The 21,092-nt window shown below is 45.4% G+C and carries 19 protein-coding genes; 7 read left to right on the top strand and 12 right to left on the bottom strand.

Annotated features, from left to right (window positions below):
* The first annotated feature begins 92 nt into the window (after positions 1–92).
* Both QT973_RS19315 and QT973_RS19310 read left to right on the top strand, forming a co-directional pair.
* A complete protein-coding gene (locus QT973_RS19315; protein ID WP_333264012.1) occupies positions 93–674 on the top strand; it encodes a manganese efflux pump MntP family protein in 582 nt (193 codons plus the stop codon).
* A 204-nt stretch (positions 675–878) separates the two neighbouring features.
* Positions 879–1,433 carry a glutathione S-transferase family protein gene (locus QT973_RS19310; RefSeq protein ID WP_333391993.1) on the top strand — a complete coding sequence of 185 codons (555 nt, stop codon included), beginning with the start codon at positions 879–881 and terminating at the stop codon, positions 1,431–1,433.
* Between the two features lie 173 nt (positions 1,434–1,606).
* Here QT973_RS19310 and QT973_RS19305 read toward each other — a convergent pair whose 3' ends face one another.
* From QT973_RS19305 to QT973_RS19295, 3 genes are all read right to left on the bottom strand, one after another.
* Positions 1,607–1,744 carry a photosystem II reaction center protein K gene (locus QT973_RS19305; protein WP_006634808.1) on the bottom strand — a complete coding sequence of 46 codons (138 nt, stop codon included), beginning with the start codon at positions 1,742–1,744 and terminating at the stop codon, positions 1,607–1,609.
* Between the two features lie 635 nt (positions 1,745–2,379).
* On the bottom strand, positions 2,380–3,510 hold the full coding sequence (tgt, locus tag QT973_RS19300; RefSeq protein WP_333053848.1) for a tRNA guanosine(34) transglycosylase Tgt: 1,131 nt from the start codon (positions 3,508–3,510) through the stop codon (positions 2,380–2,382).
* 503 nt (positions 3,511–4,013) lie between these two features.
* The gene (locus QT973_RS19295) at positions 4,014–4,463 is read right to left on the bottom strand and encodes a hypothetical protein (RefSeq protein WP_333053847.1); all 450 of its coding nucleotides are present in this window, start codon (positions 4,461–4,463) and stop codon (positions 4,014–4,016) included.
* Between the two features lie 259 nt (positions 4,464–4,722).
* On the opposite strand from QT973_RS19295, the gene cobS reads away from it, so the two are divergent.
* Complete coding sequence (cobS, locus tag QT973_RS19290; protein ID WP_333391980.1) at positions 4,723–5,520, top strand: adenosylcobinamide-GDP ribazoletransferase; 798 nt, start codon at positions 4,723–4,725, stop codon at positions 5,518–5,520.
* A gap of 7 nt (positions 5,521–5,527) precedes the next feature.
* Here cobS and QT973_RS19285 read toward each other — a convergent pair whose 3' ends face one another.
* The 3 genes from QT973_RS19285 to QT973_RS19275 form a co-directional block, all read right to left on the bottom strand.
* Positions 5,528–6,154 carry a hypothetical protein gene (locus QT973_RS19285; protein ID WP_333210299.1) on the bottom strand — a complete coding sequence of 209 codons (627 nt, stop codon included), beginning with the start codon at positions 6,152–6,154 and terminating at the stop codon, positions 5,528–5,530.
* A gap of 145 nt (positions 6,155–6,299) precedes the next feature.
* The gene (locus tag QT973_RS19280) at positions 6,300–8,396 is read right to left on the bottom strand and encodes a beta-propeller domain-containing protein (protein WP_333338627.1); all 2,097 of its coding nucleotides are present in this window, start codon (positions 8,394–8,396) and stop codon (positions 6,300–6,302) included.
* Between the two features lie 358 nt (positions 8,397–8,754).
* Complete coding sequence (locus QT973_RS19275; protein WP_333338630.1) at positions 8,755–10,506, bottom strand: hypothetical protein; 1,752 nt, start codon at positions 10,504–10,506, stop codon at positions 8,755–8,757.
* Between the two features lie 617 nt (positions 10,507–11,123).
* On the opposite strand from QT973_RS19275, the gene QT973_RS19270 reads away from it, so the two are divergent.
* Both QT973_RS19270 and QT973_RS19265 read left to right on the top strand, forming a co-directional pair.
* Positions 11,124–11,354 carry a hypothetical protein gene (locus QT973_RS19270; protein WP_333053842.1) on the top strand — a complete coding sequence of 77 codons (231 nt, stop codon included), beginning with the start codon at positions 11,124–11,126 and terminating at the stop codon, positions 11,352–11,354.
* 50 nt (positions 11,355–11,404) lie between these two features.
* The gene (locus tag QT973_RS19265) at positions 11,405–11,617 is read left to right on the top strand and encodes a hypothetical protein (RefSeq protein WP_333053841.1); all 213 of its coding nucleotides are present in this window, start codon (positions 11,405–11,407) and stop codon (positions 11,615–11,617) included.
* Between the two features lie 1,156 nt (positions 11,618–12,773).
* Here the strand turns inward: QT973_RS19265 and QT973_RS19260 are convergent.
* The 4 genes from QT973_RS19260 to QT973_RS19245 form a co-directional block, all read right to left on the bottom strand.
* Positions 12,774–13,175, bottom strand: a complete 402-nt coding sequence (locus QT973_RS19260; RefSeq protein ID WP_333053839.1) for an MgtC/SapB family protein — start codon at positions 13,173–13,175, stop codon at positions 12,774–12,776.
* A 104-nt stretch (positions 13,176–13,279) separates the two neighbouring features.
* A complete protein-coding gene (locus QT973_RS19255; RefSeq protein WP_333053838.1) occupies positions 13,280–13,936 on the bottom strand; it encodes a hypothetical protein in 657 nt (218 codons plus the stop codon).
* A 336-nt stretch (positions 13,937–14,272) separates the two neighbouring features.
* Positions 14,273–15,238, bottom strand: coding sequence for a BadF/BadG/BcrA/BcrD ATPase family protein (locus tag QT973_RS19250; protein ID WP_333053837.1), 966 nt, complete (start codon positions 15,236–15,238; stop codon positions 14,273–14,275).
* 203 nt (positions 15,239–15,441) lie between these two features.
* A complete protein-coding gene (locus QT973_RS19245) occupies positions 15,442–15,798 on the bottom strand; it encodes a zinc ribbon domain-containing protein (protein WP_333053836.1) in 357 nt (118 codons plus the stop codon).
* Positions 15,799–16,014: 216 nt separating this feature from the next.
* On the opposite strand from QT973_RS19245, the gene QT973_RS19240 reads away from it, so the two are divergent.
* Both QT973_RS19240 and QT973_RS19235 read left to right on the top strand, forming a co-directional pair.
* Positions 16,015–16,341 (top strand): phasin family protein, encoded by a 327-nt coding sequence (locus QT973_RS19240; protein ID WP_333053835.1) that lies wholly within the window; start codon positions 16,015–16,017, stop codon positions 16,339–16,341.
* Between the two features lie 279 nt (positions 16,342–16,620).
* Positions 16,621–17,226: an FKBP-type peptidyl-prolyl cis-trans isomerase gene (locus QT973_RS19235; protein WP_333053834.1), complete on the top strand. Its 606-nt coding sequence runs from the start codon at positions 16,621–16,623 to the stop codon at positions 17,224–17,226.
* A gap of 92 nt (positions 17,227–17,318) precedes the next feature.
* Here the strand turns inward: QT973_RS19235 and dnaB are convergent, their stop codons facing one another.
* Together dnaB and rplI are read right to left on the bottom strand one after the other, a co-directional pair.
* Complete coding sequence (gene dnaB, locus QT973_RS19230) at positions 17,319–20,129, bottom strand: replicative DNA helicase (RefSeq protein ID WP_333053832.1); 2,811 nt, start codon at positions 20,127–20,129, stop codon at positions 17,319–17,321.
* A 494-nt stretch (positions 20,130–20,623) separates the two neighbouring features.
* On the bottom strand, positions 20,624–21,082 hold the full coding sequence (gene rplI, locus QT973_RS19225) for a 50S ribosomal protein L9 (protein ID WP_333053831.1): 459 nt from the start codon (positions 21,080–21,082) through the stop codon (positions 20,624–20,626).
* Between the last annotated feature and the right edge of the window lie 10 nt (positions 21,083–21,092).

The raw sequence follows: 21,092 nt of genomic DNA, 5'->3' as shown, positions 1-21,092 counted from the left end.
ATTATGATAAAAACGCACTTATATCAAAATTTAGTGTAAACTAAAACAGTCAAGAGGAACACTTTATTTATAACACCTAACACTTTACAAAAATGGATGCAGCCACTACCATATTACTTTCCTTGGGACTAGCAGCAGATGCTTTTGCTGTCGCTGTTTCGAGCGGTTTAGCAATCAAGCACATGAAGGTCAATAAAGCTTTAAAAATTGCCTTATTTTTCGGAGGTTTTCAAGCTTTAATGCCCGTAATAGGATGGCTCATCGGTCTTAGTTTTAGTTTTTTGATAACACCGATCGACCATTGGATAGCTTTTGGGCTTTTGAGTTTCATTGGCGGGAGAATGATTTACGAATCGCTGCAAGGCGAAGAATGCGAGAAAAAGTTCAATCCCTTAGATACTGGGACTTTGATAACGCTGTCGGTGGCGACGAGTATCGATGCCCTCGCAGTTGGCCTCGGATTTGCTGTCCTGAAAGATTCTATTGCTCCTGCGGTGACTGCGATCGGATTTATTACTTTCTTTGTCGTATTTGCTGGCGTGTTTATCGGACACAAGTGCGGCAACTTGTTTGCTAATAAGATTGAGATATTGGGCGGAGCAATTTTGATTTTCATTGGCAGCAGAATCTTGTTTATGCACTTGACAGAAGTGCCATTAGTTATCGGCAATTAGTAATTAGTCAGTAGTCATTAGTCAGTAGTCATTGGTAATGGAATGGGTAATTGGGAAAAAGGTAATTGGCAAAAAGGTAATTGGGAATTTTCCCAAATGACAACTGACAACTGCTTTCCTAACAACTGACAACTGACAACTGACAACTGACAACTGACCAAAAAATGCTATAACAGCAATATTGTGTTAAAGGATAAAAATTTCGTGCTGAAACTTTACGGAGCAGCCCGCAGCCGGGCCTCAATTGTCAAGTGGTATCTAGAAGAAATAGGAATTCCTTACGAATTCGTCACCCTAGATATGCAAGCAGGGGAACACTTGCAGCCAGAGTTTCTCGAAATTAACCCGATCGGCAAAGTACCAGCGATCGCCGACGGAGATTTTAAACTTTGGGAATCCGGCGCAATTCTGCTGTATTTAGCTCAAAAATATGGTAAGATGCCAGACACTTTGGAGCAGCAAGCTCAAATCGTGCAGTGGGTAACGTTTGCTAACGCTACGTTGGGGCCGGGAATATTTACAGAAGCAACTCGCGATCGCGAAACTCCCAAGTTGTTAAAACCGTTAAATGAAATCTTCGAGAAACAGCCATTTTTAATGGGTGATGAATTCGGCGTCGCCGACGCAGCAGTCGGATCAATGTTGGCCTACATTCCGATGATGCTAAAACTAGACCTTAGTGCTTATCCGGCTGTTGTAGATTACATCAAGCGGATCACAGAAAGGCCGGCATTCAAAAGTGCGATCGGCGGTAGCTGAAGGAAGGCACTACACGGATTAATTATTCATCTCTCTCTTCTCTTCCTCTGCGGTCTCTGCGGTCTCTGCGGTTAAATCATTCCGAAACAACCGTAAACGAGATCAGCCCAAAAACTCAACACGTAAAATCAGGGGCAATTCCAGAATTGCCCCTGCTTTTATTAAAATCAAACTTATCTAAATCCGACAGCCGCCTGCCAAACAAAAGCCAGCAGCAAGAAAAATACGGGAATGACTGGCAAAACATTAACCAAAGGCTCAAAAATCGAATAAGCTTCGGGCAGTTTTGCTAAGAGTAATGCAGCTTCCATGAATCAACCTACCTATCCAACAGAATTTTCTTGACACTCCTCAGCCTAAAGGCGTGAGGATTTTTAAGACTTTTGAGTCGTGAACAAACCTGACGGTCAACTGAGTACAGTTAGACCGGAGGCTTCTTTTTCCTTTTTTTCAAAGGCTTTTTATAGTGAGGTAGTTCCACCCCCACTTGCTAATATAGTATCAGAGTATTTCCAGATCATCTTGGGGTGTACAAGAATAATTGTCGGTTTCCGTACCTACACCCAACACGCCTTTCATCACGCGGGCGTAATTTATTCGGGGTACTTCGCGCAGCGCTCTGATTAATCCCCTCTAAATATACCGAGGGACTTCCCGGCTGGTAGTTAATATCCCTATTGCTAGGGTTCCCAGGCTGACCACGTATGCACGTTACGTGCGTAGTCATGTCTCCTCAAGAATGTTTTGGGCGTAGACTTTCCCCCAGTCCGGGGGTAGGTTTTTAAATCTTGTCTGATCTCGATAGCATACCACACAAAGCGCGTGGATATGTTTACCCAAATACCTAGGATTTCTGACTTCGCACGGTGTGGAAAAAGCCGTCCTACAACGACTGGGTTTTAAACCCAATTTTCAGATAATTGTCGCATATCTTCACCCAAGGCAATCACGATCGATCGACTGTCGGTGCAAGCCAGTAGGCAAACTCTTCAGTAAATCGATCTGCCAAAATCGCCTCCCGCATCCTCCCAGTAAAGCGAATCAACTCCGTCACATTGTGAATCGCCAGCAAAGTATAGCCCAGCACTTCGTTAGCCCGCGCCAAATGAGCCAAATAAGCCCGACTGAATTTTTGGCAGGTATAACAAGGACAAGACTCATCCAGCGGAGCAAAATCCTCCCGGAACCGAGCATTTTTCAAATTCCAGCGTTCCCCACGAACAAAAGCCGTCCCGTGGCGGGCCAGCCGAGTCGGAATCACGCAGTCAAACATATCTACGCCACTCGCCACCGCCAGCGCCATTTCCCGATAAGTCCCAATCCCCATCAAATAACGCGGTTTATTTGCCGGCAACAGAGGCGCAGTCACCTTCACAATCTCTGCGATCAAATCCCCCGATTCCCCCACACTAACCCCGCCGATGGCATAGCCTGGTAAATCCAAATCTACCAACTGGTTCGCCGCGCGCGATCGCAAATCGGGGAAAACGCCCCCCTGGACGATGCCAAACAAAGCTTGATCCGGGCGCGAGTGAGCTTGAATGCAGCGTTGCAGCCAGCGGTAAGTACGATTTGTGGCAGCCTCCACCTCCTCCCGCGTAGCGGGGTAAGGGGGACACTCGTCAAAGGCCATAATCACATCGGCGCCCAACTGATTCTGAATTTCGATCGATCGTTCCGGCGTCAAATTAATCATGCGGCCATCGCGGGGAGAGCGAAAAGTCACCCCATTCTCAGAAATAGTCCGCATTTGGCTCAAGCTAAACACCTGAAAGCCGCCCGAATCCGTCAGCATCGGGCCTGGCCAAGCCATAAATTTGTGCAATCCGCCGGCGCCTGCGACAATCGCTTCCCCCGGCTGCAAATGCAAGTGATAAGTATTTGCCAAAACCATTTGAGAACCCGCCGCCTCAAGATGTGCCGGCGTCAAAGTTTTGACATTAGCTAGCGTCCCCACTGGCATAAATTTAGGTGTTTCCACCACACCGTGGGGAGTGGCAAAAACCCCTGCACGCGCTTGGGTATGGCTGCAATTAGCCTGACATTTAAAAGAAAATTTCGCCTTGTCCTCAGTCATTAGTCCTCGATGCTCGTTAACCGCTACTCGGCCGTCCGTGTTATTTGAGATGTTGCACCATTCTCAATTACTTGTTTAGGAACAGGCTTTTCGGCCTGTTCCACAAGAAAATTCACTCTTTGTGGAACAGGCCGAAAAGCCTGTTAACCGAGAATGGTGCAAGATGTGAGTGTTATCTAATCTATTGTTGATGACATCGCGACAAAAAACTCATGACCGAGAATTTCTAGATGGTACCCGCCACGTGATTTATCTCGCGCAAATCAATCCAAAACCGACAATCGAAAATCCTTGCGTCCCCCGAATTTATCTCGCGCAAGTCAATCCAAAATCGACAATCGAAAATCTAAAATCGAATGACCCCGCCCAAAAACGGAGACAACTTTCCGACAATCGTCGTGGAGGGCAAAAAATTTTAGACCTTAGTTCTATCTCCCAGATTCACGGCGCTGCGAGTAAATCTAAAATCTAAAATCTAAAATCTAAAATCGACTGACTGACCATTAAAAGGGGGAATCATCTTCGTCCAATTGCAGATCCCAGTTGCCTGAGAGTACCTGATCGACAACCGCATCCAAAGCCGCAGCATTTAAATTCCGGGCGAATTGCTCTTGCAAAGGATTGGAGAGGGGAATTAACCGCAACAGCCGTCCGTCTTGAACCAGGTCAAAATAAGCACCATCTTCAGGAGACTGTTTCAGTTCCAGGTAATCAAAACTATACACGTTCAAATAAAGCGCATGGTTGGCAATCAGGGTAGAACGCTGGGGGTTGGCGAAGACTTCGAGTACATAACCTTCCCCTTCGCTATAAATCTGGCCATCTTGTATGTGAAGGTAGCGGACACGTCCTAAATCAAACAGCAATCTTTTGATATCGCGTTTGTTGACGACGATCCCTGTATCGATGATGCAAGGAGCAACTACCCTGTTATTCAATTGATCGTGACTCATGGAGTAAAAGCCTCTGTTGTAGTATTTTCCCGTCTTGAAAATCAGGGAGTTAGCTAGAATTCTTGGTACGGGAAACGCGGATCTTGAGTTTAGTCTTTTTAGATAGGGAGCTTGGGGATCGCTGCCGACAGAGGTTTTCCTGGGAAAAGAGCCGGCGACAGGAGGAATGCTCGATCCAAAAAACTAGGGTGTTACAGTCCAATTCTGGCACACGCTAATCGATTGACAACTGCATACCTGATGAAAAATTTTCTATCTTATGGTGCATGATAAATGGGTTCGCTCTACGATCGACTTTTTCCGGAATCAAGGCGCTGCCATCGCAGCCGCAGTCGCTTTTTATACTTGTTTGCCGGTACCGGTGTCCTGGACTTTGGAGTTTCGGGGCATTGCCCGCTTGGCACCGGCGATCGGGCTTTTGATTGGGGGGATGGTGGGACTGGCGGATGTTGGGTTGCAGTTGTTGGGAATGCCTGCTCTGACTCGATCGGCCTTGGTGGTAGTTTTGGGCATCGCCGTGACTGGCGGGCTGCACCTAGACGGGGCAATGGACGCGGCCGACGGGCTGGCTGTACCCGACCCGGTACGCAGGCTGGAAGTCATGCGGGACAGCGTTACAGGGGCTTTTGGGGCGATGGCTGCGATCGCGATCGTGCTGCTGAAAACTGCGGCTCTCTCGGACTTGAATAACTATCGCTGGCTGGCTTTGATGGGTGTCGCGGGTTGGGGGAGGTGGGCCCAACTGGTGGCGATCGCCCGCTATCCCTATCTCCGGGCCGAGGGTAAGGGAGCTTTTCACAAGGAATCGATTTATTCTCCTTTTGATTTTATACCGGGAGTGTTGTTGCTGCTGAGTTTGAGCGTGGTGCAAGTTGTCTTGGATGGCGATCGGTGGCTGTTGGCGGTGGGGATGGCTTTGGGGGGAAGTGCGATCGGAATTTTTGCCGGAGCCTGGTTTAACCACCGTTTGGGTGGCCACACAGGCGATACTTACGGTGCTGTAGTCGAGTGGACGGAGGCTTTGTTGCTGTGTCTGTTGGCGGCTTTGGAAGGTTGATTAACGGTTACATTGTTTCTGAGTTAACGGCATCATTCTGCATCATCCAAACGAAAAAGCTGAGGATTTGCTCGACAGGGGGCAGAGGATAGACGGATAAGTCGATCGTCACAGTTTGGTTTTCGAGTTTGATAAATTGCCATTGAATGCCATTACTCACACTCCCATAAATGATGGGGATGTTTTTTTCTTTGGCTTGATTGAAGCGTTGAGCGGCAACCATTTCGGCAATACACTGACCCAATCCGCTTTTGAGGTCGGTCTTTTTAGCTTCGACAATTACAACGGCGGGGGCTTCAATTTCTAGCACTTCGGACGATCGCGTCAGTAGAAAATCAAACACTCCATTCAGTCCGACAGCTTCGTCGATGGTGAAATCTTCGCCGGAAAAAAGGCTAATTTGGCGATCGAGAATCCGCCTCACTTCCAGCAGTACGGGATAGATGATTCCTTCCGATCGCGCTTTTTCACTTCCCGATGTGGCGACGATGGGGAGGCTATCTTTGAGAGTACCGCTGAGGATGTCTGAGGGTGCGATCGGGTTTAGCGGAGGTATAAAGCGAGATCCCTCTTGGACTGTGAGACCGAAAGCTTGTTTCGCTTTGGCGATCGTAGTAAATTGACTGTATGGCATGATTTTTTTATTTTACACACTTTATAGGTTTGATTTCGAGCGTTTCAATACAGCGCTTCATTAAGGAACTTTCCTAATTATGCTAGGAAATTTATGTCATTGTTTTTTAATTTCTGAGTTTGATGGTTAAAGGGTGATTGAAACTTTACGGCACTTCCCACACTTGGATTGTTCGATCATTACCCCCACTAACAATAGTTTTGCCATCGGCACTCATGGCAATGTATTTACCCAACTCTGAAGCTGAAAGAGTTTTTATCAATTTTTTGTCCGGCAAGCTCCAAATTTTAATGGTTTGATCGCTACTTCCACTGACCATAAGTTTTCCGTTCTGGCTAATGGCTACCAAATTAACTGACCCTGAATGTTCTGTAAGGGTTTTACTCAATTCCCCAGTATGCAGATTCCAGATTTTGATGGTTTTGTCCTCACTGCCACTGACAATAGTTCCCCTATCCGCGCTAATAGCAATGGAATTAACTGAACCTGAATGCCCTGCAAGAGTTTTTATCAATTCTCCACTATACAGACTCCAGACTTTGATGGTTTTGTCCCTACTGCCACTGACAATAGTTTGTCTGTATGAGCAGATAGCAATGGATTTAACCGAAGATGAATGTCCTTCAAGAGTTTTTATCAATTGTCCGCTATGCAGGTTCCAGACTTTGATGGTTTTGTCGTTACTTGCACTGAGAAGAATTTGTCCATCCAGGGTGATGGTGGCAGAATTAACTAAGCCTGAATGTCCTGCAAGAGTTCTTATCAATTTCCTGCTATGCAGGTTACAAACTTTGATAGTGCAGTCTTTACTCCCACTGATAAGACTTTGCCCGTCCGCGCTAATAGCTAAAGAATTAACTGAAGTTGAAAGTCCTTCTATAATTGCGCTAAATTTTTTAGTATGCAGATTCCAAATTCCGAGTTTGTTGCGACTCCCACAGATAAAAGTTTGCCCATCCGGGCTGACAGTCACAGAATTAACCGATGTTAAATATCCTTCAATAGTTCTTATCAATTCCCCGCTATGTAGATTCCAGACTTGGATTTTATAGTAACTCCCACTGACAAGAGTTTGTCCATCCGGGCTGATGGCAAGGGAAGAAGCCAAAACCGAGCCTGAATGTTCTCTAATAAGAGTTTTTATCAATTCCCCGCTATGCAAATTCCAGACTTTGATTGTACGGTCATTGCCACTGGCAAGAGTTTGCCCATTCGGGCTGATAGCCATGGAAAAAACCGAGTTCAAGCGTGGGTTTTTTGTAAGAGTTCTTATTAATTCCCCACTATGCAAATTCCAGACGTTGATGGTATTATTATTACTCCCACTAATAAGAATTTGCCCATCCGGGCTAATGACAAGAGAATAAACCGAGCATGAATGTTCTGTAAGAATTCTTATCAATTCTCCGGTATGTAGATTCCAGACTTTGATGGTCCAATCGTAACTCCCACTGACAAAAATTTGCCCATCCGGGCTGATAGCAATGGATGTAACCCTAGATGAATATGGCGAAGATGAATGTCCTGTAAGAGTTCTTATCAATTCCCCGCTATGCAGGTTCCAGACTTCGACGGTACCGTCACGGCTACCGCTGACAAAACTTTGCGCGTCTGGGCTGATCGCAATAGATGTTGTATCGGGGGATGAATGTTTGGTAAGAGTTCTCATCAATTCTCCGGTGTGTGGATTCCAGACTTTGATGGTGCAATCGTAACTACCACTGACAAGAGTTTGCCCATCCGGGCTGATAGCAATGGATGTAACCGAGTTTGAATGTCCTGTAAGAGTTCTTATCAATTCTCCAGTATGCAAGTTCCAAACTTTGATGGTTTTTTCGTCGCGACCTCCACTGACAAAAGTTTGTCCGTCCGGGCAGATAACAACGAAATCAATTAAGCCTAGATGCCAACCAAAAGTATACGATTGCCCTCCCGTCCTCCACAGGTTGTATTCTTTTAAAATATCTTCCACTCTCGGTTCCGATCTATCTCGAAGCGACAAATATGCAGCTTTTCTTACTTGCTCTGATTCATCTTCTAAAGCACGAATTATCAAATCTAAACCAGCTTCTCCATACTTAAGCGCTTCGGAAACAGCGGCAATTTTTTGATAAATAATTGTACTCACCAAGCGTTTTTTTACACCTTCAATACCTCCCAAAACAGCAGCGTTAGTTGGTATTGAGGATTGACCGCCAAGGACGGCATCGTATTCTTTAGGCTCATTATGATTTTGTGTCATAGCACTTTGATCAGTTTAATATACAAAATTTGATTAAACTTAACTATTGTTTTTGAAGCTTTTACCTATTGTTCAAGCATTATTTTCAACCAATTTAACAAATAGTAGTGAGATTAGCGTGCGCCAAGACTTTGCAGGTGACGAGAAACCGGGTTTCTGCGACAAATTTCGGTTGAGTACGAAAAATACACTCAGAAACCCGGTTTCTGAGATCGTGCGCTATAATTCCTGTCGTTGGATGGCGATAAACCGGATTTTTTCACCTAATACCCCTGACTGTCATGGCATATTTTGGTGAAAAAACCCGGTTTTCAATGAAGGGAAAATCCCCTGCAAATTTTCCATTCATTCTCACTTTTTAGGCTTTCGGCTCAACCCAAATAGTCATCCCCTCAACCCTCAAACCTTTGCCGCGAGTGCCGCAATATTGACCGTTAGCAGTAACAGGAGTATCGCCCACATTCTGGATATGAGCCGTATAAAATACGTCGTATTTATCAGCTTGCGGCCCTGTCAGGCGGGCGGCAAATCCCTCAATGCGCTTGGCTTTGCCCCGGAATCCAGCTAACTCCCCTTCCGAGATCCAAGCAGTATCGCCAACTCCTTCAACGTGAGCCATGTACTGCAAATTTAAACCGGCAACGGGCGGCTCTATTTTAATTTGAAATCCTTCCACGCGGCGGCCTTGAGCTTTAGTACCCGCATATTCTCGATCGCTAAAAGTTCGATCGCCAATTCCTTGAATATGCGCCAACACTTTTAAACCCACAGGTGCAGCTTTTTGGGCACTGGCAGACGGAGCAATCCAAACTTTGATACCCTCTATTCTCAAAGCTTTACCGCGAGTACCGCAATATTCGCCATTGGAGGACACGTCGGTGTCGCCGATATTCTGAATGTGAGCGCTATAAAATACGTCGTACTTATCAGCTTGCGGCCCGCTCAACCGCACCGCAAATCCTTCAATTCGTTTCGCTTGACCCCTAAAACCCGCCAATTCTCCCTGGCTGAGCCAAGGAGTGTCGCCAACACCTTCGACGTGAGCCATGTACTCGACATTTAAGCCGGGAATTGGGGGATCGATATTAATTTGAAATCCTTCGACGCGCCGCCCTTGACCCTTAGAACCCGCGTATTCTTGAGAACCGAAAGTTCGATCGCCAATTCCCTGAATGTGCACCAAAACTTTGATTCCCAAACCGCCCTCTACTGCCACCGGTTGTTGAATGTCCCGAGGTGCCCCAAAAACAATGTTCCCGGAACCGGTTGTCTGAAGAGACTTAGGTACTTCCACGCTGGGAACAATAATTACCTCGTGCATGGGGACAGAAGGCGCGGGGGATTCCAAAATCTGGATCTGTGGCGCAACTGTAACTTGTTTCGGTGCCACATTTCCTGACGGGATGACAATCACTTCTGGCAAAGGTTCGGCGCTGATTTTTTGTTCTGGCGCTGGTTTAAATGCGGGTTCGACTTTTGCAGGTGCTGCTTTTACCATCTCAGCAATGGTTAATTTGCCTCTGGAAATGGCTACGGCTATTTGTTTGCCAAAAGCGGCGCTGACTGTTTCTTCGAGAATTACCCACTGTTCGTCGTCTAATTTGTCTTGCTGTTCCACCAGGGCGAGGACTGCTGAAACTGGGTGTTTGCCGCTGACTAAGGATTCTGCGTCGGAATGCAGTTGAGTTGGGGTGGATTCGGAAATCGCGCGCTGCAGTTCGCGGGCTCTGGCATGAACTGATTGTAAGGGTGCGAAGTCGCTTTGTTCGCGGTGGGCGATCGCCAATACTCGATCGATCACTTTCAATGCTGCATCGCGAATTTCTGCTTTACCTTCAGAAGCGGAGGCAGTCTCGACTAAGTTTTGAATGTCTTTGAGGGAAGTAATTTCCCCCGGTGCGATACCGGATTTGTTGAGATCGAGAGCTTGTTTTTGGACTGCGGCAAAGTTGCGACTGTAGGCGGCAACTTCTTGCAGCAAGCTGTCGGAGGGAGGAAGGCCGGAGTCTTGCAGTTGTTTTGCTGCCATTGATAGGCGATCGGCCAAATTAGCATAAGTTTCCGATAGTCGGGCTATTTGTTGTAGCAAATCTTTATGTGGTGCTTCCATATGTCTTGCAGTAAATATTTAACTTGCTGATTATAGACGTTGAGCGTCTTCTGAAGGTAGAAGGCAGTAGTCAATGGATTTTAGATTTTAGATTTGAGATTTTAGATTGAAGCCTTGACCGCACGGATAAATTCGGGGGCTCCTTTATCGGATACAGGTTTTTTATTTCTGGACGGATGAACCCGGGGGCTTGTATCCTAGACGCTTTCGGTCATTAGGATCGTCAATTAAATAATTTCCCTTTTTTCTTGTGGGACGGGCTCTTAGGCCCATCCCACAACAGTCATGAAAAGTGGATTTTATTTAATTCTCACCCTTAGTCATTAGTCCCAGGGAAGAAGAAAAATGCTCCCCCTCTCCGACTCCTCCACTCGGATACTCTCCGACTCCCCCATCCAGACACCCGGACACTCTCCGACTCCCCACTCTCCGACTCCTCCTCTGGTATCCCCCGCGTGATCTCCGTCACAACAGTGCAAATACTTAGTCACACTCTGCGACTCCGGCTGTCACGAGTGGCCCGTCACAATGTCACACCTATTGAGCAATAGCCGTCACTGCTGATTCTGTGAAAACATTCGATACTTAGGCTTGAACCAATAAAATCCCGAAGTGTTATGGTACTAATTCGCGACCTCGCCCAGCAAGCTCTGGCTCTGGGCTATCTAACCCTTGAAGCCGAAAATCAACTGCGGCGGATGTTAACTACCACCCATTATGACTTGGAAGACTTAAATGCTTTTATGGCTTTGCAACTAGCAGCTATGTCTGGAGGAGTGAAACAAGAGTCTCGCGAGCTAAAAAAGTTTGAAATCTTTGGCGAGACGGCTTCCGAAACTTCCTGTTAGTAATTAGTTGGCTTTTGATTAGTTAAAATTTAGTAAGGGACATTTTTACCGTGCAGGTTCGTGAAGTTGTAAAACAAGCTATTGCCGCTGGATATCTGAGTTTGGAAGCAGAAAATGAAATGCAGAAGATTTTTTCCTCAGCCAAGTGTGATTTGGAAGATTTGAATGCTTTTATGAGCTTGCAGTTAGCTGCGATGGCGGGTCGGGTGAGGCAAGAGTCTTTGGAAGTGATTAAAATGCCAAATTTCCATGATAGGAATTAATTTGTTATTCAATCATCTGGGGATATAAATATTAAGCTTTATTTAAAATAAAGGGTGAAAGCATATAATTATTGGCTGATTTATATACTAATTAATTTAAAAAATATTGGTATTTTGCTTCAAGGGGTGTTAAGCAAATTCACTAAAATTGAAATAAATATTAAAATGAAGATTTAAGTGGATAGTGAGGACTTCACTCATCAAAGGTCAGGCTGGATGACCGGATGACCAGACCTGTCAAGGCGTAGTCACAGTGTTTGGTTCGTAAAATTTGAGCATTATTATTGAGATGTTGTTTAAGCTGTTCTACCTTGAAATTGTCTGTTAAAAAACAATCAAAGTTTTGTGGGGAGTAGGGGTTGGGCGTCCTGGCTGCCCTGAATATACAATTTAAATGCGCGACAGCTTATGGTTAATTATCTATCAAATCGAGAATATTTCTCGCTCGCCCCAAGCAGAGATTTCCAGCGTTTTAGCCACTTTTTAGCCGTTGCATAATTGCGGGATGATTTTGATTGTTTTTTTGTGGAATGGGCTCTCGTAAGCTGTTGCGGCATTTAAATTGTATGTCAAAAAAAATCAAAGTCTTGTGAGGTGGGCGTCCCGCCCGCCCTGAATATACAATTTAAATGCGCGACAGCTTAGCCCGAAAGCGTGTATTTTCACCGCAGGCGGAACCCCCCACAATATATTAGTGTCAACTTAAGCTTTTAGTCCGCCAGTCCTCCCGCTTACCCGTCAGTCCGCCAGGGAATGAATTCCCTGTCGAGAGAGCAAAAGTCCTCTCAAAGAGGACTGAAGAACTCATTAGTCCTCATAGCGAGGACTTTCGCTTTGATGGAGACTCTTGTTGAAACCCGTGCTGGAATAAGGGTTTAACGTTAAGTTAACACCAATGCCCACAATAATCATCCTCAAATTGTGTAACGCTCCTTTTTCACCTTATTGACAGATATGGCTGGGATAATGGCAAACAATTTACGATCAATGATTAACTGGGGTTGGTATGAAACAGCTAATATTATTTTCCCTCCATCGACCGTAATAAAGTTAGTTCGTAGTGAGTAATTTAACCGTCATAAAACTAGCTCGTACTTCCGTCGTCACTCCAAACGTTATAACGGTTATAATACCCGATTTTCTATCATCACTGAGACTATTTCCTACGACTTCGACGCTCTAACTCTTTAATTCCTCTCAGAACAAAGAGCGACATTAAAGCGCCAATTAAGGCCAGTTGCCACAACCCGCATCCTGCAGCCGTTCCTAAAGCTGCTGACACCCAAATAGCGGCGGCAGATGTGAGCCCGTGAACTTCAACTTTGCCTATTTCATGTCGATTTTGCCGCAGGATTTCTCCGCCTCCCAAAAACCCAATCCCGGCAGCAACGCCTTGAATTACGCGCGCTACAGCATCTCCTCCGTTTTCATTTTTCCCCATTGCCAGCGGCATTAAAACAAACAGCGCACAACCCATACTAACTAGCATATGAGTTCTCAATCCCGCTGGTTTATTTCTGAGTTGGCGCTCCCATCCAATAATTCCGCCAACAAACATGGCTAGGCACAACCTTAAAAGTATGCCTAGCCAATTATCGGGAGACCACAAGTTAGCGATCGACAATGTTTTACTGCAAATAATTGATTCGGAAGATACCAATATTAGCGGAGCACGATGTCCGATCGCAATCTCACTGCCAAATCTTGTTCCGGGCGAATCACCAGCACGTCAACGCTGCGCCGCCCCAACAATACTCCAGCTAAAGCGCCGATCCCAACGCCTCCCAATACTTCTTCAGTCGCGATCGCTTTGTCGCCGGTAATGCCTGCGAGTGCAGCCGCAGCAGCAGCACCCAAGGCTGCACCTTGCGCTACTGAACCTGTGCCAGCACCTTTTTGGACTCTTTCGGTTCGGGTAATAATTCCCGAATAGCCATCAATCCGATAGCGTTGGCGGCGGCTGATAATTAACTCTCTGGCAACAAATTGAGTACCGATTTGATTGCCTCTTCTGACAGGTTGCAGTGCCCCGACTATCTGGCTGCCTCCGGGGATTAACACTCTGCCTTGAGGTGTGCGGATGTCTTGCGCTACTGTTAAAGTTAAAGGTGAAGTTTCTTCGCGGGTGACAACTATTTTGTCTTTTTCATACCTAACTGGAATTACACTGCCCGACGGAATTCGGATGCTATCAAATTGGGAAATTCTTTGTTGGGCTTCTGCGGGAGTAGCTACCACCAGCGGCGCGCTGGTTCCCACTGTAATGCCCAGTGCGAGGATTGCTGCTGTTGCTGAACGCCATTTTTGAGAAGTAATCATATAAATTGTCTCCTTGCTTCGGTTTTTGTTTACTTAGGAACGCACTACTGCTAAATTTGTTTCTGGTTTCGCATTCATCTGATGTTTTGATTATGGCAGGCTGGAATTCTACCAGTTGGGAAGATAAGGTTGATAATCAAGAAGTTGAAAATTTGGAAAAATCGAGAAAATCCCCAATACAGGGGCGATCGGGAAGATAAGGAAGATAGTCAACAGCCAGTCGATTTTAGATTTTAGATTTTAGATTTTAGATTTTAGACTTGACTCCACAGATGAATCTGGAAGCTGGAAAGTAGGTGTAAAATATTTCGCTTGTCAACAGTCAACAGTCAACAATTAATTGTTGAGAGCGTTTAAGGCTAGCAATCCAGCACCGAAAGCTGGTTCGTATCGGGGCGAAATTACCTTAGCTTTTGGGGCGATCGCACTTATGGCTGCTTCAAACCGACCTCGGCAATTTGCCTCTCCACCCCACACACCTCCTACGATCACAATTTCAAATTCTTCTGTTTGGTTAAATAGCGCTGAAATGGCTATTTTGGTTGAATAGGTTAATTCTGCTACAGCATTATTGATAATGCAGTCAGCGACGCGATCGCCCTCTGCTGCGGCTTGTTGGACAATCGGCGCTAAAGCAGCAATTTCTTTGACTCCCCAACCGCGCCCGTAAACGACTTCTACCAATTCTTCTAGGTTATTGAGGCCTAAATGCGTTTGAAATTTTTCCGCAAGCACGGTAAAATCTTCGCGTCCGTCATAGAACTTCAAAGCAGCTTGCAAACCCTGAAGGGCAATGTTATATCCGCTGCCTTCATCGCCTAAAATATATCCCCAACCGCCGACTCGTTTAGTTTTTCCTTGACGGTTTTGCCCGAAAACAATCGAACCTGTTCCTGAAATAACGGCGATACCTACTGGATAACCTGTACCGCCAGCAAGTGCGATCGCGCAGTCGCTGCTAATTACTATATTCCTGGGCAGGAACGATCGGGTTACTGGTAAAGTATTCGTCAACTGCAAGTTCTGCACTACAAATTGCACTATTTCACGATCTTTTGGACGCCCGACGCCTGCTAGTCCCAGACCAATTGCTTCTATGTTGAGATTGCTATTCGTCTCGATTTTAGCGGACAGAACTGCTCGTTCGATCGCCAATTGGATGGATTCTTTGGCTGTCTCAATTCCCAGGGTTTGATAATTGGACGGCCCTGCTTCACCCCGTCCTAAAACAAGGTGGTTGTCATCCATTAAAAGGCAGATTGTTTTAGTGCCGCCGCCGTCGATGCCGAATACGTAGCTCATGAATAATTTAGAGAATAATAGAGCAACCCAGATTAACAGATATCTCTCTATTCTACGCTTTGTACAATCAGATTAAACTGAGATGTTGTACCATTGTCAATAAGCCTTTTATGAACAGGCTTTCCGGCCTGTTCCACAAGAAAATTAATCTCCTGTGGAACAGACCGGAAAGCCTGTTCTTCAGAATGGTGCAAGATGTGAGATTAAATCGACAGAGCAATGCTAATAATAATTAAACCTAATAATGCTAACCAAACCAGATGGCGCTGACACCAATTTTTGATTGATTGCAGCCCGTCGCCGCTGCTGTAAGGAATCGTCTGTGGCACAAGTGGCTCAGCTCGATCGTGATAAAGCGTGCATTCTTTGGCAAAAGGACGCTGCGGGTAGTTGCAAGTATCGTCTTCGTGATAAATACAGGTAGCGCACAGAAATTCTTCGGGTTTCGATCGATAAAGAGGGATACCCGGATGACCGAAAGCTTTGAGGGGGATTTTGCAGTGTGGACAGGCGAGCGCTTGGGCGTCTACAGGTTGGTGACAGCGGGGGCAATCAGGCATAGACAGCAGGGTGATGGGGTAATGTGGTGGGTAGGCTCATTAGCGGGTTTTCCGAACGCCGAGAATGGGCGATCGGCTCGCCATCAGGCGGCTGGATGCTCCAAAATAGAAAGGTAGGTGTGCGCTGATGTAACTTTAAGTTTACAGATGGTTTCGCAGCGACTGCAGGCGACCTGAGCCGATCGGGTATCAAAGGGCAAACATTAGGAAAAATCTATGGATAACAATAGCAACTTACTCAAACAACTGGTAATGCTGGGCATTGGTACTACCTCTCTGGTGGCAGAGAAATTGCAGGAAGTCAGCGAGCAATGGGTCAAAGATGGCAAAATCAATCCTGAGCAAGCCAAAACCTTTGTCGATGACATGACGGAGCACATCAAGTCTGAACAGGGGAATTGGGAGACGCAGTTGCAGCGGCAACTACGGAATATGCTGCAAGATATGGGAGTCCCCCGACAGTCCGAAATGGATGAGTTGCGGGGAAGGCTCGATCGTTTGGAACGTCAGATGCGGGATTTAGAAAACCGTAACTGGCGCTGAGTTCGCTCCTCTTCTGCAAGCTTCGCTAACGCCCGCGAGAAGTTGGCTGCTATCTTGTGATAAGATTGTCACCCGAAGGCAGAAGGCTAAAAAAGGCACTTATGTAGAAGCCATTTATGTAGAATAACAAACATTTTGACTTCATACTTTTGCCTTTAAAATTATCTGATACCTGCCGTTTTTTGGTGGAAAAGTTCAGATAAAATTTGGTAGTTCTTGTTGTACTAGATGTCTTAGATATCTGAGATATCGCGGTTAAAAGTATTAGGAGGATTAATTTTGCGAGGAGTTCTAGTCAGCTTGGGAGTAATGCTGGTTTGCTTTTTGTTTTTGATAGTCGCTCAAATGGGCGGTTCTGGGTCCCAAGCAGTTGCAGCCGAATTGAACAATCTTTTACCCGAGACTGCTATTGAGAAGTTGTCAGCGCAGTCTTTGAATGAAAATAGCTTGCTAGTAGCTGATGCTACTTTACCGAAGGTACCAGCTACTATCGCTGGCAATAACATGACTGATAATACTGAGAAAACTGTTAATACTGAGAAAACTGTCACCACAGATTCAGGTCTGAAATATGTTGAATTGACAGAGGGTAAGGGGGCGACTCCAAAAACCGGGCAGACGGTTGTCGTACACTACACTGGAACTTTGGAGGATGGCACGAAGTTTGACAGTTCGCGCGATCGCAATTCACCTTTTCAGTTCAAAATTGGCGTGGGTCAAGTAATTAAGGGTTGGGATGAAGGTGTCGGTACGATGAAAGTTGGAGACCGGCGCAAGTTGATTATTCCCCCTGAACTCGGTTACGGCGCTCGCGGTGCGGGCGGGGTGATTCCTCCTAATGCTACGCTGATTTTTGATGTGGAATTGTTGAGAATCGGTGGCTAGGTAGCTCAATCTAATTCAACGTAAAACTTTTACGGTGTTTAGAAACCCGGTTTTTTTTGAGAAACCGGGTTTCTGTGTATGTTCTGGTTGATTTACGATCGCTTCGGAGATGCCAGATTGCGAAAGCAGGTATATTGGGCGTCAAATAATAGTTTGATGATTCCTGTGGGCCCGTTTCTGTGTTTGGTAATAATTACTTCTGCTATTCCGCGATCGGGCGAGTCAGGGTTATAGTATTCATCGCGGTAGAGCATAATTACTAAATCCGCGTCTTGCTCGATCGATCCGCTTTCGCGTAAATCAGACATCATAGGCCGCTTGTTTGTCCTCGCTTCCACACCCCGACTCAACTGAGATAAGGCAATAATCGGCACGTTGAGTTCGCGGGCTAAACCTTTAAGACTTCTGGTAATTCGAGATAGTTCTTGCACACGGTTGTCGCTAGTACCTTCCATTAATTGCAGGTAATCTAGCAAGACTAATCCTAGGCTTCCGCCTTGTTCTGCTTGGAGGCGGCGGACTTTCGATCGTATTTCTGTGACGGTAATATTGGGAGTATCGTCAATAAATAGTGGTAGTTCTGATAAATTGCCAATGGCTGTACTGATTGGTTCCCATTCGTTTTGACTGATTCTACCCGATCGCAACCTGTTGCTTTCTATTTTGGCTTCACTCGACAGGATACGCTGCACTAGCTGTTCTTTCGACATTTCTAAGCTGAAAACGGCAACCGGCAATTTTTGCTGTCCGGCGGCGATGTGATGGGCGATGTTGGTACAGAAAGCTGTATTGTGAACGCAGATATCGTTAGCCACAAAATTGTGTGTCTCCGGGATAGTTAAGTCGTAAACTTGCTTGTTTCCCATCGGTTCGATAGAAACTATTTCATCCCAGTAAACCTCGCTATCTGCCAGTTTTTTCAGCCATAAATTATCTAAAGCCGTTGCTAAAACTAAAAATCTTTCTCTGGACAGCGCACGTTTACCAACGTGGATATTTGAGTGACCTTTGATGTCTGCGCGTTTTGCTAAGGATGCCCAAGATTCGTTGCCTTTTGCTAATGCTAGGTATTCCCACGCCTCTACAGGAATCAAATCGCGGTTATTGTGAGATTCTTTATTTTCTAATGCTTCTTTTACTTTGAATAAGGCTACCTCTTTGCCAAAAATGCCAATTTCTGATATGAATGTTTTGATTGATTTTGCATCAGTAATATCGATTTGCCAAGCTGGTCTACGAGTATTTTTGTATTTGACAGAACGCTTTTTGAGGGCTGCAATGATGCCAAATCTCAGCAGTAGATGCTGTACGTGTCTGGCTAGTCCTTCGCTGACAGAACAGTAGCCTAGTTGAGATTGACCGCTGGTAAGTAGGGTTGCCCAGCCGTCAGTTGAAAAGAGGCGGTTGAGGAAAAGGGCAACTTGCGATCGCCGCAATCTAAACACTATGTCCGGTACGGTTTTCTCATGAGCATTTTTTCCCATCAGACCTAACTTTTCTAACCAATTTCTCAGGGGATTTTTATGACTTGTATTAATAACATCCATTCCCTCATCGGCAAGGTGTTCTGGATCTACTCTTAAAACTCTGCAAATGCCACTAAATAATTCTTGATTGGGAAATGCTATTCCTTCCACCCAAGACCGGACTAATCGCGGTGGAACTTTCAATTCTAGCGCTAATTTTTTAGAGTCAAAATTTCGTTTTAAAAGGATTAGTTCTAAATTATAACCAAAGTTTTTTATACTATCTGTGTAACTTTCTCGATCGCCCATGACATAATATTCTGGTGCGCGTCTCCCTTTATCGTTAAATCGCAGCTTAAGACCTCCGAAGCTAGTAGCAGCTTCAGCAAAATCTTGTAGTATAGCAGTATTTCCATTGGTGAAGTGTGGCGCGCTGCGTGTCAAACACCCATCGCCAATTAGATAAGCCAATAATTTAACTTCACAGTCTCGGATGGTTTCTTTACCAAAAACATTCATCCTGCGGGGAACAGCAATCTTATCGCCTACTTGTATTTCCCTCAACTGCCGCCAGCCCTTAATTGTTAAAAATGGGTGTGTAATTGTAGTTTCTATAAATCGTCCCAGTCTTGTTGTAACCCGAAATACAGGCTTAATTCCATCATCTATAAAAGCTGATGGTCTAGTTAGGTGAAATTGCCAATCTTCTCCTAATGTTAGTAATTCAGCTTGACGTTTTTGATAGATTTGTTCTATACTAGAAACAGTTCCATCACTTTCTACTATTACGGTAGAGGCTGCTTGGCACTTGCCCATCGCCGGCCTGGCTGCAACGATGATTAAATCCGATCGCTGAAAGCCTCCTGTCATAGCATCTAAGTCATAAAAACCGCACGGAATACCGGGAAGTGTGAGGCCTTCATTGCGATTTTCTAGGTCTTGAAATGTTTGGTTTAGTGTTTCGCCGATCGACACTAAATCCTGTTGCGGGCGTTCTTGAGTTATGCTGAAAATTTCTTGTTCGGCGCGGTCTAAGACTGTTTCTAGCGGTACTGCTGTCTCGTAACCTAATTGTACTATGTTGTTGCCAGCTTCGATTAATTTGCGGCGCTGATATTTGTCTTCAACTAAAACTGCATATTGGTCGATGTTGACTGCGGAAACTGTGCGATCGACTAATTGTGCTAATTTAGTTAGTCCTCCTACTTGCTCTAACTGGTTGCGGTCGGTTAGCGCAGTTGTTACCGTCATTAAATCGGTAGGTTGGCCCTGTAAAAATAGCCCTAATGCCGATCGATAAATGACTTGATGAGCGGTGATGGCAAAAAACTCCGGGCGCAGCAGTTCGGCAATTCGGGAAATAGCTTCGGGGTCAATTAAAATCCCGCCCAAAATTGCTTCTTCTGCCTCTATATTTGTCGGCATCAAATCGCTCATTAGTCAATAGTCCTCAGTCAGTCGATTTTAGATTTTAGATTTTAGATTTTAGATTTTCTGTTTTAGGTTTTAGGTTTTAGATTTTCGGCTTTAGGTTTTAGGTTGTAGATTTTCGATTTTAGGTTTTAGGTTGTAGATTTTCGATTTTCGATTTTCGATTTTAGATTTACTCTACAGATGAATCTGGGAGCTTGAACAATATCCTAAAATTGTAGGTTCGACCATCAGGAGCGTCGGGGCTTGTGTCCGTTTTTCCGGCGGGGTCATTAGTTATTATCAGTGTAAGGTTTTGTAGGAGTGCGATCTGTCGCGAGCTCGCGTTTATACCAGACTCACGCTCTCTCGATCTCGCACTCCTGAAAAAATGCTTCTTACTCTCTGCAGAGATGCTCCGGTTCTCAATCTGCAAGTTAGCGTTACTGAGTCCTTACTTAGCAGTGCTTAGTTGTTAGCTAATGACTAATGACTAACAACTAATGACTGATAACTCTTAATTACATCGGAACCACTTGAATATCAACTTCGGCAGTAACTTCTGCATGTAGTTTGATTTCAGCTTTGTATGTACCAGTTTGGCGAATTTCGGGCAGAGTGATGCCGCGCCGATCGACTTCTTGACTGGTAGAGTTGAAAATCAGTTCTGCTACTTCTTGGTTGGTAACAGTACCAAAAATCGCGTCAGCTTCGCCAACTTGCTTGGAAATGATGAAAGGCCCAGCCGATTCGAGGGCGGTTTTGCGGACTTCAGCTTGCTGCTTGAGCTCTAGCTGGCGCAGTCTTTCTTCTTCACGGCGGCGCTCTGCTTGCTTGAGAATGCCTGGAGTGGCTTTAAATCCCATGCCTTGGGGTACTAGGTAGTTGCGGGCGTAGCCTGGGGCTACTTCTACTACGTCGCCAGCTTTGCCGAGTTTGCTGACATCTTTATTTAAAACTAATTGAACGCGCTTGGCCATGATCGTGGGT

Source organism: Microcoleus sp. Z1_A1 (assembly GCF_036700305.1).
Taxonomy (GTDB): Bacteria; Cyanobacteriota; Cyanobacteriia; order Cyanobacteriales; family Microcoleaceae; genus Microcoleus.
Note: the sequence above shows the minus strand (reverse complement) of the source record. Positions and strands in the feature narration are given on the sequence as shown.

Excerpts from the sequence above, each read along its gene's own strand:
- QT973_RS19315 (WP_333264012.1), top strand. The coding sequence starts at position 93 with ATGGATGCAGCCACTACCATATTACTTTCCTTGGGACTAGCAGCAGAT.
- QT973_RS19305 (WP_006634808.1), bottom strand. The coding sequence starts at position 1,744 with ATGGAAGCTGCATTACTCTTAGCAAAACTGCCCGAAGCTTATTCGATT.
- tgt (WP_333053848.1), bottom strand. The coding sequence starts at position 3,510 with ATGACTGAGGACAAGGCGAAATTTTCTTTTAAATGTCAGGCTAATTGC.
- QT973_RS19295 (WP_333053847.1), bottom strand. The coding sequence starts at position 4,463 with ATGAGTCACGATCAATTGAATAACAGGGTAGTTGCTCCTTGCATCATC.
- cobS (WP_333391980.1), top strand. The coding sequence starts at position 4,723 with ATGGTGCATGATAAATGGGTTCGCTCTACGATCGACTTTTTCCGGAAT.
- QT973_RS19285 (WP_333210299.1), bottom strand. The coding sequence starts at position 6,154 with ATGCCATACAGTCAATTTACTACGATCGCCAAAGCGAAACAAGCTTTC.
- QT973_RS19280 (WP_333338627.1), bottom strand. The coding sequence starts at position 8,396 with ATGACACAAAATCATAATGAGCCTAAAGAATACGATGCCGTCCTTGGC.
- QT973_RS19275 (WP_333338630.1), bottom strand. The coding sequence starts at position 10,506 with ATGGAAGCACCACATAAAGATTTGCTACAACAAATAGCCCGACTATCG.
- QT973_RS19270 (WP_333053842.1), top strand. The coding sequence starts at position 11,124 with ATGGTACTAATTCGCGACCTCGCCCAGCAAGCTCTGGCTCTGGGCTAT.
- QT973_RS19260 (WP_333053839.1), bottom strand. The coding sequence starts at position 13,175 with ATGTTTGTTGGCGGAATTATTGGATGGGAGCGCCAACTCAGAAATAAA.
- QT973_RS19255 (WP_333053838.1), bottom strand. The coding sequence starts at position 13,936 with ATGATTACTTCTCAAAAATGGCGTTCAGCAACAGCAGCAATCCTCGCA.
- QT973_RS19250 (WP_333053837.1), bottom strand. The coding sequence starts at position 15,238 with ATGAGCTACGTATTCGGCATCGACGGCGGCGGCACTAAAACAATCTGC.
- QT973_RS19245 (WP_333053836.1), bottom strand. The coding sequence starts at position 15,798 with ATGCCTGATTGCCCCCGCTGTCACCAACCTGTAGACGCCCAAGCGCTC.
- QT973_RS19240 (WP_333053835.1), top strand. The coding sequence starts at position 16,015 with ATGGATAACAATAGCAACTTACTCAAACAACTGGTAATGCTGGGCATT.
- dnaB (WP_333053832.1), bottom strand. The coding sequence starts at position 20,129 with ATGAGCGATTTGATGCCGACAAATATAGAGGCAGAAGAAGCAATTTTG.
- rplI (WP_333053831.1), bottom strand. The coding sequence starts at position 21,082 with ATGGCCAAGCGCGTTCAATTAGTTTTAAATAAAGATGTCAGCAAACTC.